Origin of the sequence: Cryobacterium sp. SO2 (genome assembly GCF_026151165.2) — a bacterium.
GTDB lineage: Bacteria > Actinomycetota > Actinomycetes > Actinomycetales > Microbacteriaceae > Cryobacterium.
On record NZ_CP117849.1, the window covers coordinates 1,987,321 to 2,009,277 of the forward strand.

At 67.8% G+C, this 21,957-nt stretch carries 24 protein-coding genes; 10 read left to right on the plus strand and 14 right to left on the minus strand.

The features are described from left to right. Positions 1-24: 24 nt before the first annotated feature. Positions 25-792 carry an MIP/aquaporin family protein gene (locus BJQ94_RS09145; RefSeq protein WP_265401164.1) on the minus strand — a complete coding sequence of 256 codons (768 nt, stop codon included), beginning with the start codon at positions 790-792 and terminating at the stop codon, positions 25-27. Between the two features lie 232 nt (positions 793-1,024). Here BJQ94_RS09145 and dhaK point away from each other — a divergent pair, with 232 nt between their 5' ends. From dhaK to BJQ94_RS09170, 5 genes are all read left to right on the plus strand, one after another. Continuing rightward, on the plus strand, positions 1,025-2,026 hold the full coding sequence (gene dhaK, locus BJQ94_RS09150; RefSeq protein WP_265401072.1) for a dihydroxyacetone kinase subunit DhaK: 1,002 nt from the start codon (positions 1,025-1,027) through the stop codon (positions 2,024-2,026). 10 nt (positions 2,027-2,036) lie between these two features. After that, positions 2,037-2,681: a dihydroxyacetone kinase subunit DhaL gene (gene dhaL / locus BJQ94_RS09155; RefSeq protein WP_265401071.1), complete on the plus strand. Its 645-nt coding sequence runs from the start codon at positions 2,037-2,039 to the stop codon at positions 2,679-2,681. Further along, positions 2,678-3,397, plus strand: coding sequence for a dihydroxyacetone kinase phosphoryl donor subunit DhaM (dhaM, locus tag BJQ94_RS09160; RefSeq protein WP_265401070.1), 720 nt, complete (start codon positions 2,678-2,680; stop codon positions 3,395-3,397). The genes dhaL and dhaM overlap by 4 nt, the downstream gene beginning before the upstream one ends. A gap of 64 nt (positions 3,398-3,461) precedes the next feature. Continuing rightward, entirely contained in the window at positions 3,462-3,797 is a 336-nt protein-coding gene (locus BJQ94_RS09165; RefSeq protein WP_265401069.1) for a hypothetical protein, read from the plus strand. A gap of 394 nt (positions 3,798-4,191) precedes the next feature. After that, positions 4,192-4,785 (plus strand): DUF308 domain-containing protein, encoded by a 594-nt coding sequence (locus tag BJQ94_RS09170; RefSeq protein WP_265401068.1) that lies wholly within the window; start codon positions 4,192-4,194, stop codon positions 4,783-4,785. A gap of 27 nt (positions 4,786-4,812) precedes the next feature. On the opposite strand, the gene BJQ94_RS09175 is transcribed toward BJQ94_RS09170, so the two are convergent. Beyond that, entirely contained in the window at positions 4,813-5,571 is a 759-nt protein-coding gene (locus tag BJQ94_RS09175) for an SDR family oxidoreductase (RefSeq protein ID WP_265401163.1), read from the minus strand. Positions 5,572-5,663: 92 nt separating this feature from the next. Between BJQ94_RS09175 and BJQ94_RS09180 the strand changes: the two genes are divergently transcribed. From BJQ94_RS09180 to BJQ94_RS09195, 4 genes are all read left to right on the plus strand, one after another. Continuing rightward, positions 5,664-6,131: an NfeD family protein gene (locus tag BJQ94_RS09180; protein ID WP_265401067.1), complete on the plus strand. Its 468-nt coding sequence runs from the start codon at positions 5,664-5,666 to the stop codon at positions 6,129-6,131. 3 nt (positions 6,132-6,134) lie between these two features. After that, positions 6,135-7,085 (plus strand): SPFH domain-containing protein, encoded by a 951-nt coding sequence (locus BJQ94_RS09185; RefSeq protein ID WP_265401066.1) that lies wholly within the window; start codon positions 6,135-6,137, stop codon positions 7,083-7,085. Next, positions 7,075-7,782, plus strand: coding sequence for a glycerophosphodiester phosphodiesterase family protein (locus BJQ94_RS09190; RefSeq protein ID WP_275875590.1), 708 nt, complete (start codon positions 7,075-7,077; stop codon positions 7,780-7,782). The genes BJQ94_RS09185 and BJQ94_RS09190 overlap by 11 nt, the downstream gene beginning before the upstream one ends. Positions 7,783-7,981: 199 nt before the next feature. Continuing rightward, a complete protein-coding gene (locus tag BJQ94_RS09195) occupies positions 7,982-8,344 on the plus strand; it encodes an RNA polymerase-binding protein RbpA (protein WP_130177507.1) in 363 nt (120 codons plus the stop codon). Positions 8,345-8,393: 49 nt separating this feature from the next. Here BJQ94_RS09195 and lnt read toward each other — a convergent pair whose 3' ends face one another. The 10 genes from lnt to BJQ94_RS09245 form a co-directional block, all read right to left on the minus strand. Next, positions 8,394-9,995 (minus strand): apolipoprotein N-acyltransferase, encoded by a 1,602-nt coding sequence (gene lnt, locus BJQ94_RS09200; RefSeq protein WP_265401064.1) that lies wholly within the window; start codon positions 9,993-9,995, stop codon positions 8,394-8,396. Between the two features lie 9 nt (positions 9,996-10,004). Then, the gene (locus tag BJQ94_RS09205) at positions 10,005-12,449 is read right to left on the minus strand and encodes a DEAD/DEAH box helicase (RefSeq protein WP_265401063.1); all 2,445 of its coding nucleotides are present in this window, start codon (positions 12,447-12,449) and stop codon (positions 10,005-10,007) included. Between the two features lie 9 nt (positions 12,450-12,458). Beyond that, a complete protein-coding gene (tatC, locus tag BJQ94_RS09210; RefSeq protein ID WP_265401162.1) occupies positions 12,459-13,211 on the minus strand; it encodes a twin-arginine translocase subunit TatC in 753 nt (250 codons plus the stop codon). 47 nt (positions 13,212-13,258) lie between these two features. Continuing rightward, positions 13,259-13,501: a twin-arginine translocase TatA/TatE family subunit gene (gene tatA, locus BJQ94_RS09215; protein WP_265401062.1), complete on the minus strand. Its 243-nt coding sequence runs from the start codon at positions 13,499-13,501 to the stop codon at positions 13,259-13,261. Beyond that, on the minus strand, positions 13,495-13,836 hold the full coding sequence (locus tag BJQ94_RS09220) for a hypothetical protein (protein WP_265401161.1): 342 nt from the start codon (positions 13,834-13,836) through the stop codon (positions 13,495-13,497). The genes tatA and BJQ94_RS09220 overlap by 7 nt, the downstream gene beginning before the upstream one ends. Next, on the minus strand, positions 13,836-14,873 hold the full coding sequence (locus BJQ94_RS09225) for a WYL domain-containing protein (protein ID WP_265401061.1): 1,038 nt from the start codon (positions 14,871-14,873) through the stop codon (positions 13,836-13,838). Before BJQ94_RS09225 ends, BJQ94_RS09220 begins: the two co-directional genes overlap by 1 nt. Beyond that, positions 14,870-15,889, minus strand: a complete 1,020-nt coding sequence (locus BJQ94_RS09230) for a WYL domain-containing protein (protein WP_265401060.1) — start codon at positions 15,887-15,889, stop codon at positions 14,870-14,872. Before BJQ94_RS09230 ends, BJQ94_RS09225 begins: the two co-directional genes overlap by 4 nt. An 86-nt stretch (positions 15,890-15,975) precedes the next feature. Further along, positions 15,976-16,911 (minus strand): FKBP-type peptidyl-prolyl cis-trans isomerase, encoded by a 936-nt coding sequence (locus BJQ94_RS09235; protein WP_265401059.1) that lies wholly within the window; start codon positions 16,909-16,911, stop codon positions 15,976-15,978. Between the two features lie 110 nt (positions 16,912-17,021). Beyond that, on the minus strand, positions 17,022-18,023 hold the full coding sequence (locus tag BJQ94_RS09240) for a tRNA (adenine-N1)-methyltransferase (RefSeq protein ID WP_265401058.1): 1,002 nt from the start codon (positions 18,021-18,023) through the stop codon (positions 17,022-17,024). Further along, on the minus strand, positions 18,020-18,748 hold the full coding sequence (locus tag BJQ94_RS09245) for an HAD family hydrolase (protein WP_265401057.1): 729 nt from the start codon (positions 18,746-18,748) through the stop codon (positions 18,020-18,022). Before BJQ94_RS09245 ends, BJQ94_RS09240 begins: the two co-directional genes overlap by 4 nt. Before the next feature lie 83 nt (positions 18,749-18,831). Here BJQ94_RS09245 and BJQ94_RS09250 point away from each other — a divergent pair, with 83 nt between their 5' ends. Then, the gene (locus BJQ94_RS09250) at positions 18,832-19,770 is read left to right on the plus strand and encodes a PAC2 family protein (protein WP_265401056.1); all 939 of its coding nucleotides are present in this window, start codon (positions 18,832-18,834) and stop codon (positions 19,768-19,770) included. A 24-nt stretch (positions 19,771-19,794) separates the two neighbouring features. Here BJQ94_RS09250 and mshC read toward each other — a convergent pair whose 3' ends face one another. Together mshC and BJQ94_RS09260 are read right to left on the minus strand one after the other, a co-directional pair. Next, positions 19,795-21,078, minus strand: coding sequence for a cysteine--1-D-myo-inosityl 2-amino-2-deoxy-alpha-D-glucopyranoside ligase (mshC, locus tag BJQ94_RS09255; RefSeq protein WP_265401055.1), 1,284 nt, complete (start codon positions 21,076-21,078; stop codon positions 19,795-19,797). Between the two features lie 13 nt (positions 21,079-21,091). Beyond that, a complete protein-coding gene (locus tag BJQ94_RS09260; protein ID WP_265401054.1) occupies positions 21,092-21,946 on the minus strand; it encodes an undecaprenyl-diphosphate phosphatase in 855 nt (284 codons plus the stop codon). Between the last annotated feature and the right edge of the window lie 11 nt (positions 21,947-21,957).

Consider the following 21,957-nt stretch of genomic DNA (forward strand, 5'->3'; position numbering starts at 1 on the left):
GCCCGTCCGGACCGGCCTGCTGCCTTACGCCACGATGGGGAGCCAGATCAGCGAGGCCCAGCCGGCGAGGACGCCGCCGATGACCGGGCCGACCACGGGCACCCAGGAATACGCCCAGTCTGAGGAGCCCTTGCCCTTGATCGGCAGGATGAAGTGCGCGATCCGGGGGCTGAGGTCACGCGCCGGGTTGATGGCGTACCCGGTCGGGCCACCGAGGGAGACGCCGATCACCAGAACGAGCAGGGCGACGGGCAGTGCGCCGAGTGCGCCGAGCCCCCCGCTGATGCCCTGACGGCCGCCGCCGAAGGCGATGACCACGAACACCAGCACGAAGGTGCCGATGATCTCCGTGACCAGGTTCCAGCCGTAGGAGCGGATGGCGGGACCGGTGGAGAAGGTGCCGAGTTTGTTGGCCGGTTCCGGCTCCTCGTCATAGTGCTGCTTGTAAGCCAACCAGACCACGACGGCGCCCAGGAAGGCGCCGAGGAACTCACCGGCCAGGTAGACGAGGACGGACAGGAAATTCACCGGAACGCCCAGACCGAATTCGGTGGCGCCGGAGGCGACGAGGCCGAGGGTGACGGCCGGGTTGAGGTGGGCGCCCGAGTTGTACGCGACGATGACACCGGCGTAGACCGCGAAGGCCCAGCCGAAGGTCACCATGAGGAACCCGCCGCCGAAACCCTTGTTCTTGGTCAGGGCCACGTTGGCCACGACACCACAACCGAGGAGGACCAGCATCCCTGTGCCCAGGACCTCCGACAAAAACACAAGTCCGATATTGTCCACGATGACCTTTCTCGTAAGGAGCGAGATGCCGGCAGAACCGGAGCAATCCCTTCGCGGTGAGCGAATTTGCAGTCACAATAGCGCGGCAGCGCCCGGAGCGAAACAGAGTGGATTGAGGGGATCACCTGCCACTTACCCGCAGCTGTGGCAGCGCGTAAGTTGTCAGGGAGCACGTAGGCGTGCCCGGCGCGGTCGGATCTGCGCCGCTCGGTCCCGACGAAACGAAGGAATGGCCATGAAAAAGCTTGTCAACGACCCGAAGAACGTTGTCGATGAAGCCGTCGCCGGCTTCGGTGCGGCGCACGCGGACATCGTGCGTGTGTCCCTTGATCCCATCTTCATCGTGCGCTCGGACGCGCCCGTGTCCGGCAAGGTCGGCATCGTCAGCGGCGGAGGCAGCGGGCACGAACCCCTGCACGGCGGTTTCGTCGGGTTCGGCATGCTGGATGCGGCGGTGCCCGGTGCCGTGTTCACCTCACCGACCCCGGACCCGATCCTGGCCGCCACGAAGGCCGTCGACGGGGGAGCGGGCGTGCTCCACATCGTGAAGAACTACACGGGGGATGTCCTGAATTTCGAGACCGCCGCCGACCTCGCCGAGGCCGACGAGATCGAGGTGCGCACGGTCATCGTCAACGACGACGTTGCCGTCAAGGACTCCCTCTACACGGCGGGCCGCCGCGGCGTGGCCGGCACCGTCCTGGTCGAGAAGATCGCCGGAGCGGCCGCGGAACGCGGCGACGACCTGACCGCCGTCGCGACAGTCGCCGAAAAGGTGATCGGCCAGGTGCGTTCGATGGGAGTCGCCCTGACCCCGTGCGTGGTGCCGCACGCTGGCGAACCGAGCTTCACGCTGGCCGACGACGAGATTGAGATCGGCATCGGCATCCACGGCGAGCCGGGGCGCGAGCGGATCAAGCTGGAACCCGCAGACGCCATCGTCGACCGTCTTCTCGGCCCGATCCTCGACGACCTCCCGTACGCATCCGGCGACAAGGTGCTGCTCTTCGTCAACGGAATGGGCGGGACGCCCCAGGTTGAGCTGTACATTGTATTCCGACGGGCCGCCGAAGTTCTCGCCGGTCGAGGCATCGAGGTGACACGCACGCTCGTCGGCAATTTCACAACATCACTGGAGATGCAGGGCATGTCGATCACGGTTCTCAAACTCGACGACGAGTTGACCGCCCTGTGGGATGCTCCGGTGCACACGGCCGCACTGCGGTGGGGAAAGTAGGGAAGACCGAATGAGCGTAGACGTCGCATGGGCTGAAGCCTGGATCAGGAGCAGCGCGCAGGTTCTGTCCGAGCACCGCGCCGAACTCAACACGCTGGACCGGGAGATCGGTGACGGCGACCACGGCGAGAACATGGACAGGGGCTTCCAGGCGATCCTGCCCAAGCTCGACGCCCTGTCCGGTGCGGCCACACCGGCCGAACTGCTCAAGACGCTCGCCGCCACGCTCATCTCCACCGTCGGCGGCGCCGCCGGCCCGCTCTACGGCACGGCCTACCTCAAGGCGGCCGCGGCGGTGAGCGGCGCCGCCGAACTGGACGGCCCCGCGATCGTCGCGCTGCTCACCGCCGGACGCGACGGTATCGTGCTGCGCGGCAAGGCCGAGTCCGGAGACAAGACCATGATCGACGCGTGGACCCCGGCGGTGGAAGCGGCCGCAGCGGCCCAGGCAGCAGGGGCGGGGCCAGACGCCATCCTCGCCGCCGCAGCCGATGCCGCTGAAGCCGGTGCGGTCGCCACCGAACCGCTGGTCGCCCGCAAAGGCCGCGCCAGCTACCTGGGGGAGCGCGCCATCGGGCACCGGGACCCCGGCGCCCAGTCGACCGCGCTCATCCTGCGCTGCGGTGCCGACGCCGCCGCGCAGTCCAGACCATGACTGAGCACGCGACGGCGGCCGCGCCTGGGCAGGAGCGGGTCGGTCTTGTCTTCGTGTCCCACAGCGCCATGATCGCGTCCGGCCTGGTGGAGCTCGCCCGGCAGATGGCGCCGACGACGACGCTTGTGGCAGCCGGCGGCAGGGATGACGGCGGTATCGGCACGAGCTTCGACCTGATCTCCGCCGGCATCACCGAGGCCGATTCCGGGGCGGGCGTTGTCATACTCTGCGACCTCGGCTCCGCGATCCTCTCGGCGGAGACCGCCGTCGACTTCATCGACGACGACGTGCGGAACCGTGTGCGCATTGCCGACGCCCCGCTCGTGGAGGGCGGGGTGGCGGCCGCGGTCGCCGCCGAGATCGGGGGAGACCTCGATGCCGTGCTCGCGGCCGCCCGCTCCGCCGCGGCCGCTGCACCCGTCGACGCGTCCGGTTCGGACGAGGTCGAGGACGTGGATGCCGGTGTCTCCCGCACGGTGATCCTGCGGAACCGGGATGGGCTGCACGCACGTCCCGCAGCGGACTTCGTGAAATTGGCCAGCACCTTCGACGCCCCGATCACGGTGAACGGGAAGGACGCGCACAGCCTCCTGGGCATCATGTCCCTCGGGCTGACCCGCGGGATGTCGGTGGAGATCTCCGGACCGGACGAGCGTTCCCGCGCCGCTGTGGACGCACTGGCGGACCTGATCGAGACGGGCTTCGGCGAGGAGTGAGCCCCGTCGGCCCCTGCGGTAGGACGGCTAGATTTCAGGCGGCCGGCGGGCGTACGCTGGCCCCATGGTTCAGAATGAGAAATCCTCGGCCAAGGCGCACCGCCTGGGCCCCCGCCAGCTGTTCGACTGGGTGGAGGACCGGATCCGGCCCGCCTTCGACTCGCCGCCCGTGGGCACCTACGACGCTGCCGAGACGACGGGTCTGACCGAGTGCCCGGTTTGCGGGCGCCCGATGACCGAGCACACCATCGAGCATTCGGCTCACGACACCGTGCTCAACTGTCCGGTTCCACATCCCGGCGCCTGGGACCGTGATGCATTCGAGCCGGTCAACGAGTTCGGCATGGTGCAGCGTCGTCGATCGAACGACGAGCGGCCCGGGGGACTCGATAACGGCTGAGGACCGCTTCCCGCAATGTTTGTTGACATAATGTGCATTATCGGTCACATATGTGGACGCGGAACGGTCGGACCTGCTGCCGGGTTTCCCGGTGATCTGCCGGCCGTTGGTGTGCCTGTCCTGCCACTCCGAGCGTGCTGTGACATCCGAACGCCGGTCGGCCGACGGTGCCACGGGCGCGGCACGCACGGCCGGCTGGAGACGCCGGCTGGCTGTGGGACTGGGTGTGGGATTGGAGCCACGTCAGTCCGGTCAGCACCACTATTTAATACCGTCACGGAAGGAATGAATTGATCGCGCTGTGACGGGCCCGTAGCAGCCCGGTCGGCTTCGGAATAGGTTGGCGGCAGCCCGGGGGATCACTCCCCCGGCCAGATTCGTCCGAAGGAGCAGCATGTCGAACAGTCCCGGAACCGGCAGCACCGTGTTCGCCCTGTCCCTGGATCCAGGGCACCTGACCGAGCGCGAGATCACCGGGATCCGGGTGGCCTTCGCGGTGAGCGCTGTCGTCGCCATCGCGATCGGCACCGTGCTGCTGGTCTGGACCGAAGCGACCCTGTCGGTCATCGCGGTGCTCTTCGGGCTCTACTTCGTGATCAGCGGAGTCGTCCGCATCGCCAGGGGGGTTGCGAGCACCGGCGCGGCGACGGGCGGCCGGGTGCTCAACATCGTTCTCGGAGTGCTGGTGCTGATTCTCGGGATCCTCGCGCTGCGAAATCCCGAAGGGTCGCTGGCCGTGCTCGGGCTGCTCGTCGGAATCGTGTGGATCGTCGAAGGCGTGGCGGCACTCGTCGAATTCACCACGGACTCCAGCCGGTGGCCGGGGATCCTCCTGGGCGTCGTCGGGATCGTCGCCGGGGTCATCGTGCTGTTCGCACCCGTGGAGACCATCGGCGTGCTCGTCACGATCGGCGGGATCATGCTGATCATCTCCGGGCTCGTGCAACTCGTGCGTGCGTTCACGTTCGGCCGCCGCGCCGCCGCGTGAGGCGGCGACTCGGCTGCCGGTGTCGGTTCAGCTCGTGAAGTCCGAGGTGTCGCCGACGTACCGGGTGTTGTTCGCGGGTACCGGCTCGACGGCGGCGAGCACGATCTCCGCGGCGAACTCGCTCACGTTGTAGAGCTTGCCGGCCGAATCCTGGCGGGCACTGATGGCGCCGGGGTTGGCCCGCTCGAGGAGCACGGCGGTGATGGTGCCCTGGATCATGTCGCCGGAGACGACGACGAACCCGATACCGGCCTCGGCGAGTTCGGGGATGACCGCACGCAGGGCGTCCTCGCCGGCGCGCTTGCTGCGGGCGACGGGCTCATAGACGGCAACGTTCGACGCGGTGTCGACGAAGTGGGCCTGGTGGCTGGTGATGAAGACCACCCGGGACCCGTCGCTGAGCAGCGGAACGGCGGCATTGAGCAGGTTCACCTGGGCGTCTCGGTTCAGCTGCATGGCGTAGTCCTCGGCCATACCGCTCTCCATGCCGCCGGAGGCATTCATCACGAGAATGTCCAGTCCGCCGTACTCGGCGCGGATGGTGTCGAACATCGCCGACACCGACTGGGCATCGGTGAGGTCTGCGGCCACGGTGATGGCCGTTCCCCCGGCGTCGCGGATCGCGGTGGCGAGCTTGTTCGCCCGCGCTTCCTTGTTGCGGTAGTTGATGACGACCTGGGCGCCGGCCTCGGCGAAGTAGGCGACGGTGTCGGCTCCGATCCCCCGGGACGAACCCGTGACGAGGATGCGCTTTCCCGAAAGACTGCCGGGCTGGAGGGGATTCATCGATGGTGTGCTCACGGGGATAAAGACTATCAACATGCCTCGCATCTCCAGGTGCTAGCGTCAGTAGCAAACCGACGCGCGAGGGGTGCGAGATGGTGGATTTGACCGATTACCTGTGGATTGTCTGGCTGACGTTCATCCTGGTGTGCGTCATCATCGAGCTGTTGACGCTCGATTTCACCTTCCTGATGATCGCGGTGGGCAGCGTCGCCGGCCTCGGCGCGAACCTGCTCGGCTGGGATTGGTGGGTGCAGATTCTCTTCGCCGCCGCCGTGTCCGTGCTCCTGCTCCTGATCATCCGCCCCGTTCTGCTGCGCGCTCTGGCGAGGGACAGCGCCCCCGTGCCGCCGAGCAACGTCGCCGCCCTGATCGGTATGGGCGGCCGGGTCTCCGCCACCGTCGGCGAGCTCGGCGGGCTGGTGAAGCTCGACAACGGCGAGACCTGGACCGCGCACCTCTCCCCCGGGCTGGCCGCTCTGGTCATCGACCCCGGCGAACGTGTGCAGGTCTCCGCCATCGATGGCTCCACCGCTCTTGTCGTTCCCGCTGAAAGGATCTAACCCGTGCCCAGCCCAGACCAGATCATCGTCCAGCTCTTCGTCCTACTCCTCATCGTTGTTGTCCTGGTCTTCGTAGTGGTGGTGCTCGTGCGCACCATCCGCATCATCCCGCAGGCCAGCGCCGGCGTGGTCGAACGCCTCGGCAAGTACCACAAGACGCTGATGCCGGGACTGAACATCCTGGTGCCCTTCATCGACAGGGTGCGCCCGCTCATCGACATGCGCGAGCAGGTGGTCTCCTTTCCCCCGCAGCCCGTCATCACCGAAGACAACCTGGTCGTGTCCATCGACACCGTCGTCTACTTCCAGGTGACGGATGCGCGCGCGGCCACCTACGAAATCGCCAACTACCTGGGTGCGGTCGAGCAGCTCACCACCACCACCCTGCGCAATGTGGTGGGCGGGCTCAACCTCGAAGAGGCCCTGACCAGCCGGGACAACATCAACGGGCAGCTGAGGATCGTGCTGGACGAGGCCACCGGAAAATGGGGCATCAGGGTGGGCCGGGTGGAATTGAAGGCGATCGACCCGCCGCACTCCATCCAGGACTCGATGGAGAAGCAGATGCGCGCCGAACGTGACCGCCGGGCCTTGATCCTCACGGCCGAGGGCACCAAGCAATCCGCGATCCTCACGGCGGAGGGCGCACGGCAGGCCGCGATCCTGCAGGCCGAAGGCCAGGCCAAGGCGGCTGTGCTGCGAGCCCAGGGCGAGGCAGAGGCCATCACCACGGTGTTCAAGGCGATTCACGACGGCGACCCCGATCCGAAACTGCTCGCCTACCAGTACCTGCAGACCCTGCCCAAACTCGCCGAGGGCAGCGCCAACAAGCTCTGGATCGTGCCCAGCGAACTCACCGAGGCCATGAAGGGCATCGGCAGGGCCTTCGGCCCCACTCCCGTCGCGGACCCCGGCGGGGCCGCTGCAACGCCGGAGCCTGGACGTGAGCGCTGACCGGGCCTCATTCCTGGCCCCGGTGGGGCCGCGTATCCTCGCGCACCGGGGCCTGAGCCTCGAGGCCCCGGAGAACACCCTGCTCGCGTTCCTGGCCGCACTGGCCGCCGGAGCGACACATCTGGAAACCGATGTGCATGCCACGAGCGACGGTGTGGCGGTGATCAGCCACGATCCCACCCTGCCCGGCACCGGAGCCCCGGTGAATCGGATGACCATGGCGCAGCTCGGCCGGATCGACCTGGGCTGGGGGCAGTCGTACTGTTCCCTCGCCGAGGCGCTGGCCGCGTTCCCCGAGGCGCGCTTCAACATCGACGTGAAGTCCGCCGATGCCGTCCTGCCGACGGCGCGGGCCATCCGCACGGCGGCAGCCGGCCGCAGGGTGCTGCTCACCTCCTTCTCCGAGAGCAGGCGGCGACGAACCGTCAGGGCGGTTCCCGGCGCGGTGAGCTCGGCCTCCGCCCAGGGCGTGGTCTTCATGCTGGCGGCCGTCGCCCTGCGTCAGCGGTGGGCGCTCCCCCGGCTGTTGCGCGGGATCAGCGCGATCCAGGTGCCGGAGCATGCCGGTCTGCTGCGGATCGTGACGCCTCGGGTCATCCGGCAGATGCACGCCATCGGCGTGGAGGTGCACGTGTGGACGGTCAACGATCCGGACGCGATGCGCCGGCTGCTCTCCTGGGGGTGGACGGGCTCGTGACCGACCGCTGTGACCTCGCCGCGCCGCTCGGGGCCGAACAGCGGCGGAAGCAGGCCACCGGCGCCGCGCCCCGCCGTTCCGCCCCCAGACGCCTACCCGGCGGTTTCTGAGAGAACGCCGTCAGATCCGCTATAACGGAAAGATAACGTCCAGCTTGATGGTTTACAACTAGGAATGCATCGCGAGAGGAGACCACACGATGGCAGATCGTAGTTTACGTGGCATGAGGTTGGGTTCACAGAGCCTGCAAAGCGAAGAGGGCGTGACCTTTTCCCCACGCGTCAGTCACACGTACTTGTGTGCAACGTGCGAACGCGAGACGGTGATGATTTTCTCCGCCGAAGCAGAGGCACCGGACGAATGGGAGTGCCGTTTCTGCTCCCAGACCGCGACCCGGTTGGTTGACTCGAAGCCGGTCGTCGTCGACCACTCCGACGAGAAGATCGCCCGCACCCACTGGGACATGCTCTTGGAGCGTCGCACCAGGGCCGAACTCGAAGAACTGCTGGAGGAACGTTTGACGGTCCTGCGGCAGCGTCGCGGCCAGAAGGTCGGCGCATAGTCCGACCAGCGGGAGGCATCGCCTCCCGCACCACGTTCAACGGCGCCGGCTAACCCCGGCGCCGTTTGCGTATCTTCGCCCGGTCGGTGACGGGGTGGGCCACGGCGAGCCTGACGCCGGCGGCGGAGCGACGCAGTGACCGACCTGCCACCAAGCAGAAGAGCAGGCCGGCCAGGCCAAGACCGGAGACGAACCACTCCAGGGGGCGTCCGGCCGACATGGCCGGGGTATCGGTGGTGCTCAGCGGAACGGTCTGCACCATGGCACCGGCCTCCCAGGTGGGCAGGCTGTCGAGCGTCTTGCCGTCCGGGGTGATGATGGCGCTGGTGCCCACCGTGGAGATGTTGACCACGGTGCGGCCGGCCTCGATGGCGCGCAGGCGGGCGATGGCCAGCTGCTGGACCGATTCGTCGGTGTGCCCGAAGTCGGCGTTGTTGGTCTGGGCCAGGATGATCTGCGCTTTGTCGTCGATCATCTCGTGCACCAGCTGGTCGTCGGCGATGTCGAAGCAGATCGCGATGCCCGCGACGATCCCGTTGATGTCAAAGACGTTGTCCCTGGTGCCGATTTCATAGTCCCGGGAGACGAGATCGATCAGCTCCGGTGCGAACGGCCGCCAGAACGCACGGTCCGGCATGTACTCGGCGAAGGGAACCGGGTGCACCTTGTCGTACAGGTCCACGGCGCCCTCCCCCGCCTTCCAGAGCAGCGACGTGTTGTAATACTTGCCGTCGCGCTCTGTGATGGTGCCGGCGATGAGCGGCGCATCCATGACCGTGCTGATGTAGTCGGCCACTCTCGCGGAGTCGGCGGAGCGGAGCGGGTCGACGTCGATGCCGTTCTCCGGCCAGACCACGAAGTCCACCGGCTCCCCCGCCAACGGCAGGGTGGCGGACACGTGGTCCGACAGGATCTGACCCGGGGCATTCTGGGCGAACAGGCCGGCGTCAGAGGCGCCCTGCACGGCGGCGATCCGGGAGGTGCCGCTCTGCACCGTCGGCCAGGCCGGGAAGGCCAGGAGTGTGGCGACGGCCGCCACCGCGATCGCCGAGCGGGCACCGATGCGCAGACCGTCTTCGCGGCAGAGCTGAAGCACGAGTGCGCTGAGCCACACGATCACGAAGCTCAGACCGGACATGCCCACCCACGCGACCAGACCGCTGAACGGGCTCTCCGACTGGGAGAGTGCTATCCGGCCCCAGGCGAATCCACCGTAGGGCCACACCGCGGAGATCGCTTCGCGGGCCGTCCACAGCCCGGCGACGATCACCGGAAGAACCCCCACGCGGCCGGCCGCGGTGGGCCAGACCCGCGGTCCGACGTTGAGGACGACGGCTGTGAGCGCCAGTCCGACGGCGAAGAAGATCGCCTCGAGGCCGGCCAGGGCCAGCCAGGGCACGGGGCCGAGGTAGAGCGTGAGCCAGCTGATGTGGATGAGCCAGAAGGACAGTCCGGCGACCAGACCGACCACCAGGCCGGTCCAGGGTCCCCGGCCGAGCAGGGCCACCAGCATCAGCACGACGCCGACCGGTGCGAGGATCCACCAGGACCGGTCGGGGAATCCGCCGTCCAGGACGGCTCCGGCGCCTGCGGCCAGGAGAACGGCCGCCCACAGGGGCAGGCCGGTGCTGGGCACTCTGGGTGTCGTCACGTCGACAGCCTATGCGACCGAGGAATACGCGACGATGCCGCGACGGATGGAGTCCATGGCGACCCTGGCCGTGCGGCCGACGGGGCCGTCCGCCACGAGCGAGAGCTGGTCGAGCAGGTCGATGGTCTGTTTGGTCCAGCGCACGAAGTCACCGGCGGCCATCTCGGCCTCCTCCAGCACTAGACCCAGGGAGTCTCCCCTGGCCCATTTCCACATGGCCAGGCTGAGCCCGCCGGCCAGGGGGTTGCTGCCGGGCAGTTTGTGGTCGCGTTCCAGGTCGTCCAATTGGCTCCAGAGCGTCTGGGTGGCATCCAGTGCCGGACGGAACGGGCCCTTGGGCAGGAATCTCTCGTCGGTGAGGCCCTCGTCCCGGCGCGGCTCGAAGACCAGCGCGCACGCCATCGCGGCCAGGCTGGGCGCGTCGAGCGAGTTCCACAGGCCACGGCGCAGGGACTCCGCCACGAGAAGGTCGCGGTCGGCGTAGATGCGACGCAGGATGCGGCCGCTCTCGCTCAGACTGACCGCCCTGCCCTCTCCGGGAACCAGATAGCCGAAGCCGAGGAGCACGTCGGTGACCCTGTCGAACACCCGGGCCACGGCACCGGTCCTGGCGGTGATCTGACTGGTCAGCGCCTCGGTCTCGCGGGTGAGCTTCCACCAGCGCTGGGCCCAGCGGGCGTGCGCTTCGCGGTCGGGGCAGCTGTGGCAGGGGTGCGCGCGCATCCGCTTGCGCAGCGCGGCGAGTTCCTTCTGCCGGCGGTCGCGACCGCGCGCGTTCGTATCCGCGGCGGCGTTCTCCCGTTCGAGATCGCTCAGGCGTCGGCGGATGCCGGAGTACTCGGTGAAATCGCCGAGGTGGCAGGCCATCGAGGTGGCGTAGCCGTCGAGGGAACTCTGCTGCTGACGCACCCGGCGGGCCAGGTCGACGACGGCCCGGTCGGCCTGGAACTGGGCGAACGAGGACTCGAGGACCTCGCGGGTGTGTTCGCGGCCGAACTGGTCGATCAGGTTGACGGCCATGTTGTAGGTGGGCTTGAAGCTCGAGTTGAGCGGGTAGGTGCGTCGGGACGCCAGGGAGGCGACGGCCTGCGGGTCGAGGCCCTGCTGCCACTGGATGACGGCGTGGCCCTCCACGTCGATGCCTCGACGACCGGCGCGGCCGGTGAGCTGGGTGTACTCCCCCGGCGTGATCGGCACCCGCGCTTCACCGTTGAATTTCTCGAGCTTGTCGAGCACGACGGTGCGCGCGGGCATATTGATGCCCAGCGCGAGGGTTTCGGTGGCGAATACCGCCTTGACCAGCTTCTTCTGGAAAAGCTCTTCAACCACCTCCTTGAACGCGGGCAGCATTCCGGCGTGGTGGGCGGCGACGCCACGCTCAAGACCGTCCAGCCACTCCCAGTAGCCGAGCACGGCGAGGTCCTCGTCGAGCAGGGTGCGGCAGCGTTCGTCGACGATCTGGCGGATCTCATCGCGTTCGGCGGTGTCGGTCAGACGCACCCCGGCACGGAGGACTTGGCGCACGGCCTGGTCGCAGCCGACGCGGCTGAAGATGAAGAAGATGGCGGGCAGCAGGTGCTTGCCCTCCAGCATCCGCACGATCTCGGCACGGTCCATGCGGCCGGAGTCGGCCTGGGCGCGCTGCTGGTGGTATCGGCTCTGGTTCGAGCCGCGACGGCCGCCGCCGGACCTGTCCAGGACCGGCCGGCCGCCGGACTGGGCGAGTCTGACCAGTTCGGGGTTGACCCGGTGGGTCGCGGCCAGGCCGGAGGAATCGAAGAGGTCCAGCATCTTGCTTTTCACGAGCACGTGCTGGTCGAGCGGGACGGGGCGTTCCTCGGAGACGATCACGTCGGTGTCGCCCCTGACGGCCTGCAACCAGTCGCCGAACTCCTCGGCGTTGGACACCGTCGCGCTCAACGACACCATCCGCACCGACTGCGGCAGGTGGATGATGACCTCTTCCCAGACGGCGCCCCGGAACCGGTCGGCCAGGTAATGCACCTCGTCCATGATGACGAACGCGAGGTTCGCCAGCAGGTCGGAATCCGCATAGAGCATGTTGCGGAGGACCTCTGTGGTCATCACGACGATCCGGGCGCCCGCATTGACGTTGGTGTCCCCCGTGAGCAGCCCGACCTGGTCTGCGCCGTACTCTGCGACGAGCTCTTGGAACTTCTGGTTGCTGAGCGCCTTCATCGGCGCCGTGTAGAAGACCTTCGCCGTGGGCTGCTGCATGGCCAGGTAGATGGCGAATTCGGCGACCACGGTCTTGCCTGCACCGGTCGGCGCGGCGACCAGGACACTGTTTCCGGCTTCGAGGGAGGCGCCGGCCGCGAGCTGGAAGGCATCCAGGTCGAAACGCTGGGCGCGCCTGAAGGCCTCGAGCCTGGGCGTTTGGGCGCGCAGGCGTGCTGCCGTGTACCGGTCCGCCGGCGACTGAATGTCTGTCATCTGATGCGCTTAGAGCGCCAACTCCCGTTCGAGGGCGAGCGCACGCCGGGCGGCGCGCCTGTCGTGCAGGTAGGCGATGCCGTAGGCCGTGAAGTACAGCACGATCATGGGGATCGCCAGCAGGAACATCGAGACGACATCGGCCGCGGGGGTCGCGATGGCCGTGAAGAGGATGATCACGAGGATCGCGACCCGCCAGGACTTGATGATTGACGCGGCGCTGATCACCCCGGCGAAGTTGAGCAGGACGACGAACACGGGCAGGACGAAGGCGATACCCACCGCGAGCATGAGCTTGAGCACAAAGTCGAAGTAGTTCTGGGCGTTCACGAAGGCGGCATCTTCGGTGGGCGCGAAGCTGGTCATCAGCTCAACCACGTGCGGAAGTACGTACCAGCCGGCCGCGCAGCCCGCCAGGAAGAGCGGGACAGCGGTGAGGAAGAACCCGTAGAAGTACTTTTTCTCGGTGCGGGTGAGCCCGGGCATCAGGAAGGCGAAGACCTGGTAAAGCCAGACAGGGCTGGACACGACCATGCCCACGTACAGGGAGATCTTCAGCTTGAGGTCGAACGCCGAGGTGATGTCCGGGTAGTTGATCTGGGCGTTGCGGTGCTGGGCCTCGATGATGGCGTAGATCGGCTCGCGCAGCGCGTCCCAGACGAAGTCGGAGAGGAACCAGCCGATGATCGCGCCAACCGCGATGCCGGCGGCGGCCAGGAACAGGCGCTTGCGCAGTTCGAGCAGATGCTGCCCCAACGACATGGTGCCCGCACGATTCGCACGCTTGTCGCTGCGTACGGCCACGGTGCTTAGGGCTTCGTCTGGTCGCCCGGGCCGACGGGGCGCGTTGTGCCGTCGGTCGTCTCGGTGCGGGCCGGCGTCGCGGTGCTGTCGGCAGGCGGGTCGACGGTGTCGCTCTTGATCTCGCTCTTGAAGATCTTCATCGACTGGCCGAGACTGCGGGCCAGCAGCGGGAGCTTGGGCGCACCGAACAACAGCAGGATGACGACGAGGATGATCAGGAAATGCCATCCGGTCAGATTGCTCAACATGGGGGTCGATCCTCTGGCTTGTAGGGAGTGTGTTGCAGTAGTTTACCTCTGTTGATTGAGCGTTCTCGACGAAGGGAGCGTCGACGGGAGTGCTCCACCCTGGACTGCTCGATCGCCGCGGCCAGGGCCCGCCGGTCCTCGAATACGGCCGGACGGAACGCCGTGCCGGGCAGTTGGGCGCCCGTGTCCAGCTCGGCGACCTGCTGCCCCAGCTCGTCGAGGGCGGCCAGGGTCCGCATGGATTTGCGGAATAGGCGCACCGCGAACCAGGCCAGCATGCCAACCAGGCCGGCGACGAGCAGCGTCCAGATCAGGATCCAGGACCAGAGCGGCATCACGGCTGTGCCGGACCCGGCGCATCGATGTCGTCGCCGGCCATGGCCTCGTACCGCGCGACGCCGGCGGCGGCCCAGTCCGCCACGGTCTGTCTGGCCTCGCCAGGGTCCACGACCGTGACAACGCCGGCCAGGCCCGCGACCAGGCGTTTGAGCCCGTGGTAGTGCGACACCCGAACCAGGGCGCGGGTGAGATCTCCCTCCGCCGCCGGCCCGGTGGGGACAGGTGCGTAGTCGGCGAGGAGGCCGAGGGCGGGCGTCGGCAGTTCGATCGTCACGGTCAGGTCGTCTGCGGAGCCCTCGAAGAGCGTGTCCGGCAGGAGAACGCCCTCGTCGTGCGGGTCGGCGGGCACATCCGTGGAGCGCAGGTCGCTCATGCGGTCCAACCGGAAGGTGCGCATGGCCTCGCGGAGGTGGCACCAGCCGCGCAGGTACCAGTCGTTGTCGACGGATTCGATACGCAGTGGGTCCACACAGCGGTGCTGGGCGATGCCGCGGGAGTTGAGGTAGTCGAATTCCACCTGGGTGCCGGCGCGCACGGCGGCCTGGATGCCCGAGATCGCGACATCCGTGTCGGTGCGGGACACGGCCAGCTGGCTGGGCGAGCCGGTGGAGCCGCGGGTGAGCTTGGCCATCAGCGAGGCTATGGCGTCTCGGTCGCCGTTTTCGGGCAGCGCCGAGAGGTACTGCAGGCCGGCGATCAGGGCGGCAGCCTCCCGTGCCGAAAACCGGGGGGAATCGTCGATGGCGACCAGGTGGGTGAGCACGATGGTGTCGTTGGTCTCGAACTCGTCCCACTGGATGTCGAAGAGGTCGCCGTGCAGATACTGCCGGGTCTCCCCCGGAACGCCGGACATGGCGATGAGGTTGACGGCGTCCCTGACCCGGTCGGGTGTGACGCCGAAGTGGTCGGCCACGGCGGTGACGCTCACCCTGTCGTGGTCCATCAGGTACGGCACCAGGGAAAGCAGGAAGGTGAGTTTGTCCGAGGCCCCCAACGCGGCGGGCTTGACGGGCTTGGCGGGCTGGGCTGTCATCGGTCTTCCTCCGGCAGGGCGGCGTGGCTGTCGCGCACCTGGCGCAGGCGGGCCAGAACGGCCTCACGCAGGGCGTCCGGCGCACGGACGAGCACCTCGGGGCCGTACCCGGCGAGCTCATCGGCGAGGATGTTGAGGTCGGTGTAGTGCAGCTCGACGCTGTCGGCAGCGGCTCCGGACAGGCCACGCTTGCCCAGACGGACGGCGGCATCCGTTCCGGGCAGGGCGGTGATGGAGGCGGTCTGGGCCTGCCAGAGGGCGTCGAGTTCGGCGAGGGCGCGCTGCCCCTGGCCGTCGTCCGCGCGGTGCCCCGCTGCGCCGGGAAGGGCAACGACGGGGCCCACGATTCTGGACAGCAGGAAGGTCCGGGTGGCGTCGGCCTCCTGGTCGGTGCCGTAGAGGTGCCAGCGGCCCTCGTGCAGCACCACGGACAGCGGGGACACGACACGGCGTCTTGGTGCCTTCTCGCCCGGCTTGAGGTAGAGGAAAGCCACCACCTGGCCGCGGTCCATGGCCTTGCTGAGCGGTTCGAAGGATGCTTCCCTGGCCCGCAGGAACGGGGCATAGCCCACGATCGGGTCGGAAGAATCGATACCGAGGGAATTCAGCTTCGTGAGCGCACGCCGGGACTCCGCGGAGAGGGATCCTTCGCGCCAGACCGTCGCGGCCAGCTTGAGCAGCATGATCTCGTCCGGTGAGAACGAGATATCGGCGGGGAGGTCGTACAGCCCCTTGGGAATGCGGTACCGCAGGTGATGGTTGCTGCCGGGGTCATCGGGCGATTCGATGGTTTCCAGCGGGATGCCGAGTTCGCGGATGTCGTCTTTGTCGCGCTCGAACTGGCGCTCGAGGCTGGAGTTGTCCCCGCCGACCTGGAAACGCTGGCGGTAGCCCTGCACCGTCGACAGGATGTCGTTCTTCGTCAGGCCGATCTGGGTCGCGATGAGCGCGAGGACCAGGCTGAAGAGACGTTCCTCGACGGTGACGGGATGCTGGTGTTCTGGGGTGGGCGACACGTACGCGATCCTATCGGTGCTGGTTGCCGCCGGCCCATCCGGTCCGCGTGCCGGATGGACCGGAGCGTCGGATGGGCCGGTGCGCTCTATTCGACGCCGAGGATGTCGAAAACGAAGACCAGGGTGGAATCAGCCGGGATCTCGCCTGAGGCCTGGTCGCCGTAAGCGAGCTCGGGCGGAATGACGGCGATGATCTGCGATCCGACGGTCTGGCCGACGAGCGCCTGGGCCAGGCCGGGAAGGGGCTGGTCGGCCGTGGTGCGGTCGACGACGATCGCGGCCGGCTGGCCGGCAGTCCAACTGGAGTCGAAGACGGTCTTTTCTTTCCAGAGCACGCCGGTGTAGTTCACGATGACGGTGGAGCCATCCGTGACCTCTTCGCCGTCGCCCTTCTTGAGAACGCCGATCTTCAGGTCGGTGGGCGGCTCGGCGGAGGGAACGGTGATCCCGGGCGTGCCGTCGTCGGTGAGGACCACGGCGGGCAGTCCGGCGACGGGAAGCTGGTCGGCGCCGTCGGCGCGCGTCTTGTAGCTCTTGATGACGTCGATCACGAACACGACGGAGTCGTCGGAGTCGATGCCCGTGTTGTCGACGCCGGGCGCGGTGACGACTGCGCTCCTGGAGCCGACCTGTGCGCAGAGCAGGCCGTCGGTGAGGCCGTCCGGCATCTGGTTGCCGACGATGTAGGTCACCTTGCTGGTGTCGTCGTATGCGCTCTCCTTGATCGGGTCCCCTGTCGTGGCATCGAAGACAGAGAGTTCGATCTGCACCACCTGGCCCTCGACGAGGCCGGGACCCGTTCCCTCGATGAGCTCGCTGCGCTGCGTCGTCTCGGTCTTCAACGGGGTGGGGAAGTCGATCGTGGGGGCGGAGTCGAAGTCACCCGTCACCGACACCAGCTCGGAAGCCTTCCCAGCGGACACCGGAGACTCGCAGTCGGCGGTGCCGGTGGCGGGACTGCAAGCGGTCAGGGTCGCGAGTACCAGTCCGGCGGTTGCGATGAGTGCGGGAACTTTACGCACGAGTCCTCATTTCGATACAGGGAAAGCGCACAGCGCTTGCGCTGGCGAGTGAATAGCGGGGAAAGTTCTGGCCCGAGCATCCTGGTGCGGGCGGCGGGCCGACACCCATCCTAACCGGCGTCGAGGTCGCGGGCCTTGGAGAGCGCCGCGCCGGTCTCTGCCGTGCGGTTGCGTTTGCGCATCACCTTGGCGCTCACGGAGCGTTCGCCGAGGGCACCAGGGGTCCACAGCTCGACATCGGCGTCGCTGAAGTCGGTCTTCGACGGCCGGCGCTTGAGCTCGGGCAGGATGGTGTCCGGCGCGAGCCTGCGCGCGGTGATCAGGAAACCGGTGTGTCCGATCATGCGGTGGTCAGGGCGCACGGCGAGGCCCTCGACATGCCAGCCGCGCACCATGGTCTCGTGCGAATCGGGGTTGGTGTAGTTGCCGGTGGCGCGGATGGCCTCGGCCACGCGGGAGAGCTGGGTCACGGTGGCGACGTAGCAGAGCAGGACTCCGCCGGGCTTGAGGGCGTCCGAGACGACGTCGATGCATTCCCACGGCGCGAGCATGTCCAGCACGACCCGGTCGACGGACTGAGCCGGCCTGGTCTCCGGCAGGGTGTCGGCGAGGTCGCCGAGCGTGACGGACCAGTTCTGCGGGTCGTGCCCCAGGAAGGTCGCCACGTTGGCCCTGGCCACGTCGGAGAACTCTTCGCGACGTTCGAAGGACGCCAGGTGGCCGGCCGGTCCGATCGCGCGCAAGAGCCAGAGGGACAGGGCGCCGGAGCCGACCCCGGCCTCGACGACGGTGGCGCCGGGGAAGATGTCGGCCTGGGCGAGGATCTGGGCGGCGTCCTTGGGGTAGATGATCGCCGCGCCGCGCGGCATGCTCATCACGAAGTCGATCAGCAGCGGACGCAGCGCCAGGTGTTCGACTCCGACGTTGTTGGTCACGACAGAGGCGTCGGGGCGGCCGATGATGTCGTCGTGCTCGAGGATGCCCCGATGGGTGTGGAAGGTCTTGCCCGGTACCAGGGTGATGGTGTTGAGCTTGCCCTTGGGCCCGGTCAACTGCACTCTGTCGCCGGCGCGGAACGGACCGCTGTTCTGGATGACCTGGTTGTCGCTCATGCGCGTGTTGCGTCCTTGGGTGTGGTGGGGTGGGAAAGTGGGGCAGGTCGGCGGGACCGGTAGAGCTCGGTGAGCGAGGCCAGCGTGCTGCCGACAAGGGTATCCAGCCGGGTGTAGTGCTCGCTGGGAAGAATGGGCACCATGTGCGGCACCGCGACGACCACGGCGCCTGACGCGACGGCCGCGGCGACGCCCGGCAACGAGTCCTCGATGGCGACGCAGTGCACGGGGTCGACGCCGAGGGTGTCGGCCGCCGTGAGGTAGGCCTCGGGGTGTGGCTTGCTCTGCAGCACCATGTCGCCGGAGACGATGGTGGTGAAGGCCTCGAAGCCCACGATGCCGGCGATCTGGCGGGCCATCCGTTGTTCGGACATCGTCACCAGGGCCATCGGCACCGCCGCGGCGTGGAGTTCGCTGAGCAACTCGTGTGCGCCGGGGCGCCACGGGATGCCGGCGGAGGCGAGCTGTTCCTGCACCCGGGTGGTGAGCACGTCGACGATGGCCTCTGCGGCCAGGTTGACGCCGCGGTTCTGCAGGATGGCGGCGGAACCGAGCAGTCCGGAGCCGACCAGGAGCATCGCGTCGGCGTGGGTCCAGACCCCGCCGAACGATTCCACGAGCTCGTGTTCGGCTCGCATCCAGTACGGTTCGGTGTCGACCAGGGTGCCGTCCATGTCCCACAGGACGGCTGCGGGTGGGGACGAGAAAGCGGGGATCAGTGTCACGGGGTTCAAGTTTAGGGGGCACGGCCTATCCTTGAAGGAGGCCACCCAGTCGCGGCGGCCGGAATACACGAGGTTTTACGCACGTGACAGACGGCAATGGGTTCCTCAGCGGGCGACTACTGGTAGTCGCTTTCGAAGGCTGGAACGATGCGGGCGAGGCCGCCACAGGCGCCGTGAACACGCTCAAGGACCTCCTCGACGTCGACGAGGTCAAGCGGATCGACCCTGAGCTCTACTTCGACTACCAGTTCAACCGGCCCACGATCTCCACCGACGAGGACGGTCACCGGGTCATCGAGTGGCCGAGTGCCGTCATGTACGGTCCGGTCGTTCCCGGCAGCAGCGGTGTTCCGCTGGCCGAGGACGCGCAGTTAAAGGTGAGCGGCACCAACGCCGGCAACATCTACCTGCTCATCGGCACGGAACCCTCGCGCAGCTGGAAGAGCTTCACTGCCGAGATCCTCGATTCTGTCCTCGCCGCCGATGTGAGTGGGATCGTCTTCCTCGGTGCGATGCTGGCAGATGTGCCGCACACCCGCCCGATCTCGATCTTCGTCTCGAGCGACAACCCCGACGTGCGTGCGGAGCTGCAGATCGAGCGCAGCAGCTATGAGGGGCCCGTCGGCATCCTGAGCGTGCTCGCGGCGGCGGCGGAAACCGTGGGAATCCCCAGCCTCTCGATCTGGGCGTCGGTTCCGCACTACGTGCACAACGCGCCCTCGCCCAAGGCCTTGCTGGCCCTGATCGACAAGCTCGAGGAGATCATCGACGTTGTGATCCCCCGCGGCGACCTGGTCACCGACGCCTCAGAGTGGGAGACGGGCATCGACGCCCTCGCCGCGGAGGACGAAGAGATGGCCGCGTACATCGGCCAGCTCGAGCAGGCCAGGGACACCGTCGACTCTCCGGAGGCCAGCGGAGAGGCGATCGCCCAGGAGTTCGAGAAGTATCTGCGCAAGCGCGGCGATGGCCGGGACGGCCGGGCGGATGGCCGCCCCGGCCCGGAGCCGCGCCAGCCCTAGCAGTCGCTGGTTGGCTTTTCGAGGCTAGAGCTTGACGCCCAACAGCGCGTCGATCGCGGCGGCGAGCAGGGCGGGGTCGTCGACTCCGGCCGCAACGGCGGCGTCCACCGCGGTGAGGGCGCCCCGGGTGTCCAGGTCGTTCACCAGGGCCGCGCGCATTCGTTCGATGACGGCCGTGGCACTCTCCGCAGCGATGTCGGCGGCCACGGCGGCGGGCACAGCGATCGGTCCGAAGGCCAGGGTCCACGCGGCCAGGCGTGCCTCGGCATCCATCAGCTGTTCGGCGGTCCACTCCCAGTCGGTGCGATAGTGCTGAGCCAACAGGGCCAGGCGGATGGCGCGCGGGTCGCTGCCGCCGGCGCGCAGCCGGGACACCAGGACCAGGTTGCCCAGGGATTTGCTCATCTTCTCGCCCTGATAGGCGACCATTCCGGTGTGGCTGTACACCTGCGCGAGCGGATGCCCGCTCAGGGCGGCGGCGTGACCGGCGCTCATGTCGTGGTGCGGGAAGATCAGGTCGCTGCCGCCGCCCTGAACCGTGAAATCGGTGCCGAGTTCGGCGAGGGCGATCACCGAACACTCGATGTGCCAGCCTGGGCGTCCGGCGCCGACGGGTGACTCCCACGACGGTTCGCCCGCGCGCGCGGCGCGCCACAGCAAGGGGTCCAACTGGTCGCGCTTCCCAGCCCTGTCCGGGTCTCCCCCGCGTTGGGCGAACAGGCTGAGCATGGTGTCGCGGTCGAGGTTGCTTTCCTCGCCCAGCACCCAGGGCGCCTGGCGCTCGGCGGCGCGAATGTCGAAGTACAGGTCCGCGCCGGGGCCGTCCGGAGTCGGCAGGGCGTCCGGCGTCGGCACCCGGTAGGCCAGGGCGGATTCGCGGAGCGTGAGAACGGCCGCGGCGATGTCGTCGATGACGTCGGTGACGGCCACGAAGTCGCTCGGCGGGATGATGCCGAGGGCCTCCATGTCGCCGCGGAACAGGTCGATTTGCGAGGCTGCGAGCTCGCGCCAGTCCACGCCCGTCGCGGTGGCACGTTCAAGCAGCGGGTCGTCGACATCCGTCACGTTCTGCGCGTAGTGCACCCGGTAGCCGCCGTCGAGCCAGACCCGCTGTAGCGTGTCGAACGCCAGGTAGGTGGCCGCGTGGCCCAGGTGGGTGGCGTCGTAGGGGGTGATGCCGCAGACATAGAGCCGGGCGACGTCCGTCGGCTTGGCTTCGACGATGGAGTCCGTGGCCGTGTCGTGCAGGCGCGGCGCGGCTGCACTTCCCGGGATCGACGGGATGACGGGTTGTGACCAGGCGCGCATACATCCAGCCTAACTAGGCGGTGATGGTGTTCGTGCCGAGCAGGATCATCACGACGATACCCAGCGCGATGCGGTAGACCACGAACGGCAGGAAGCTGCGCTTGGAGATGTAGTTCATGAAGAACCCGATCACGAACAGCGCCACGATGAAGGCCACGACGGTGGCGACCAGGGTCTCCAACGGGCCGAACAGTTCGGGCGTGCAGGTGGCTGCGGCCGCGACGCAGGGCTCCTTGATGGACTTGTAGACCTGGTAGAAGCCGCTGCCGAGAACGGCCGGGATCGCGAGAAGGAACGCGTAGCGTGCCGCTGCGGCACGTTCGTAGCCCAGGAACAGACCGGCCGTGATGGTGCCACCGGACCGCGAGACGCCGGGGATCAGCGCCAGGGCCTGCGCGAAACCGAAGATGACGCCGTGGCCGACGGTGAGGTCGCCCAGCCGGCGGCGCTTGGCGCCCACGTAGTCGGCGATGCCCAGCAGGATGCCGAAGGCGATGAGCATGATCGCGGTGACCCAGAGGTTGCGCAGGGAGGTCTCGATCTGGTCCTGGAAGAGCAGGCCGAGGACGACGATGGGCAGGGTGCCGAGGATGATCAGCCAGCCCATGCGGGCATCCGGGTCGCTGCGCGGGACCTTGCCGACCAGGGACTTGGCCCACTGCCCGATGATGCGCACGATGTCGCGCCAGAAGAAGATCACCACGGCAGCCTCTGTGCCGATCTGGGTGATGGCGGTGAACCGGGCGCCGGGGTCTTCACCGGTGCCGAGGAACTGCCCGACGATGCTGATGTGCGCGCTGGAGGAGACCGGCAGGAATTCGGTCAGCCCCTGCACCAGGCCCAGGATGACCGCGTTGATGAAGTCCACGTGATACTCGT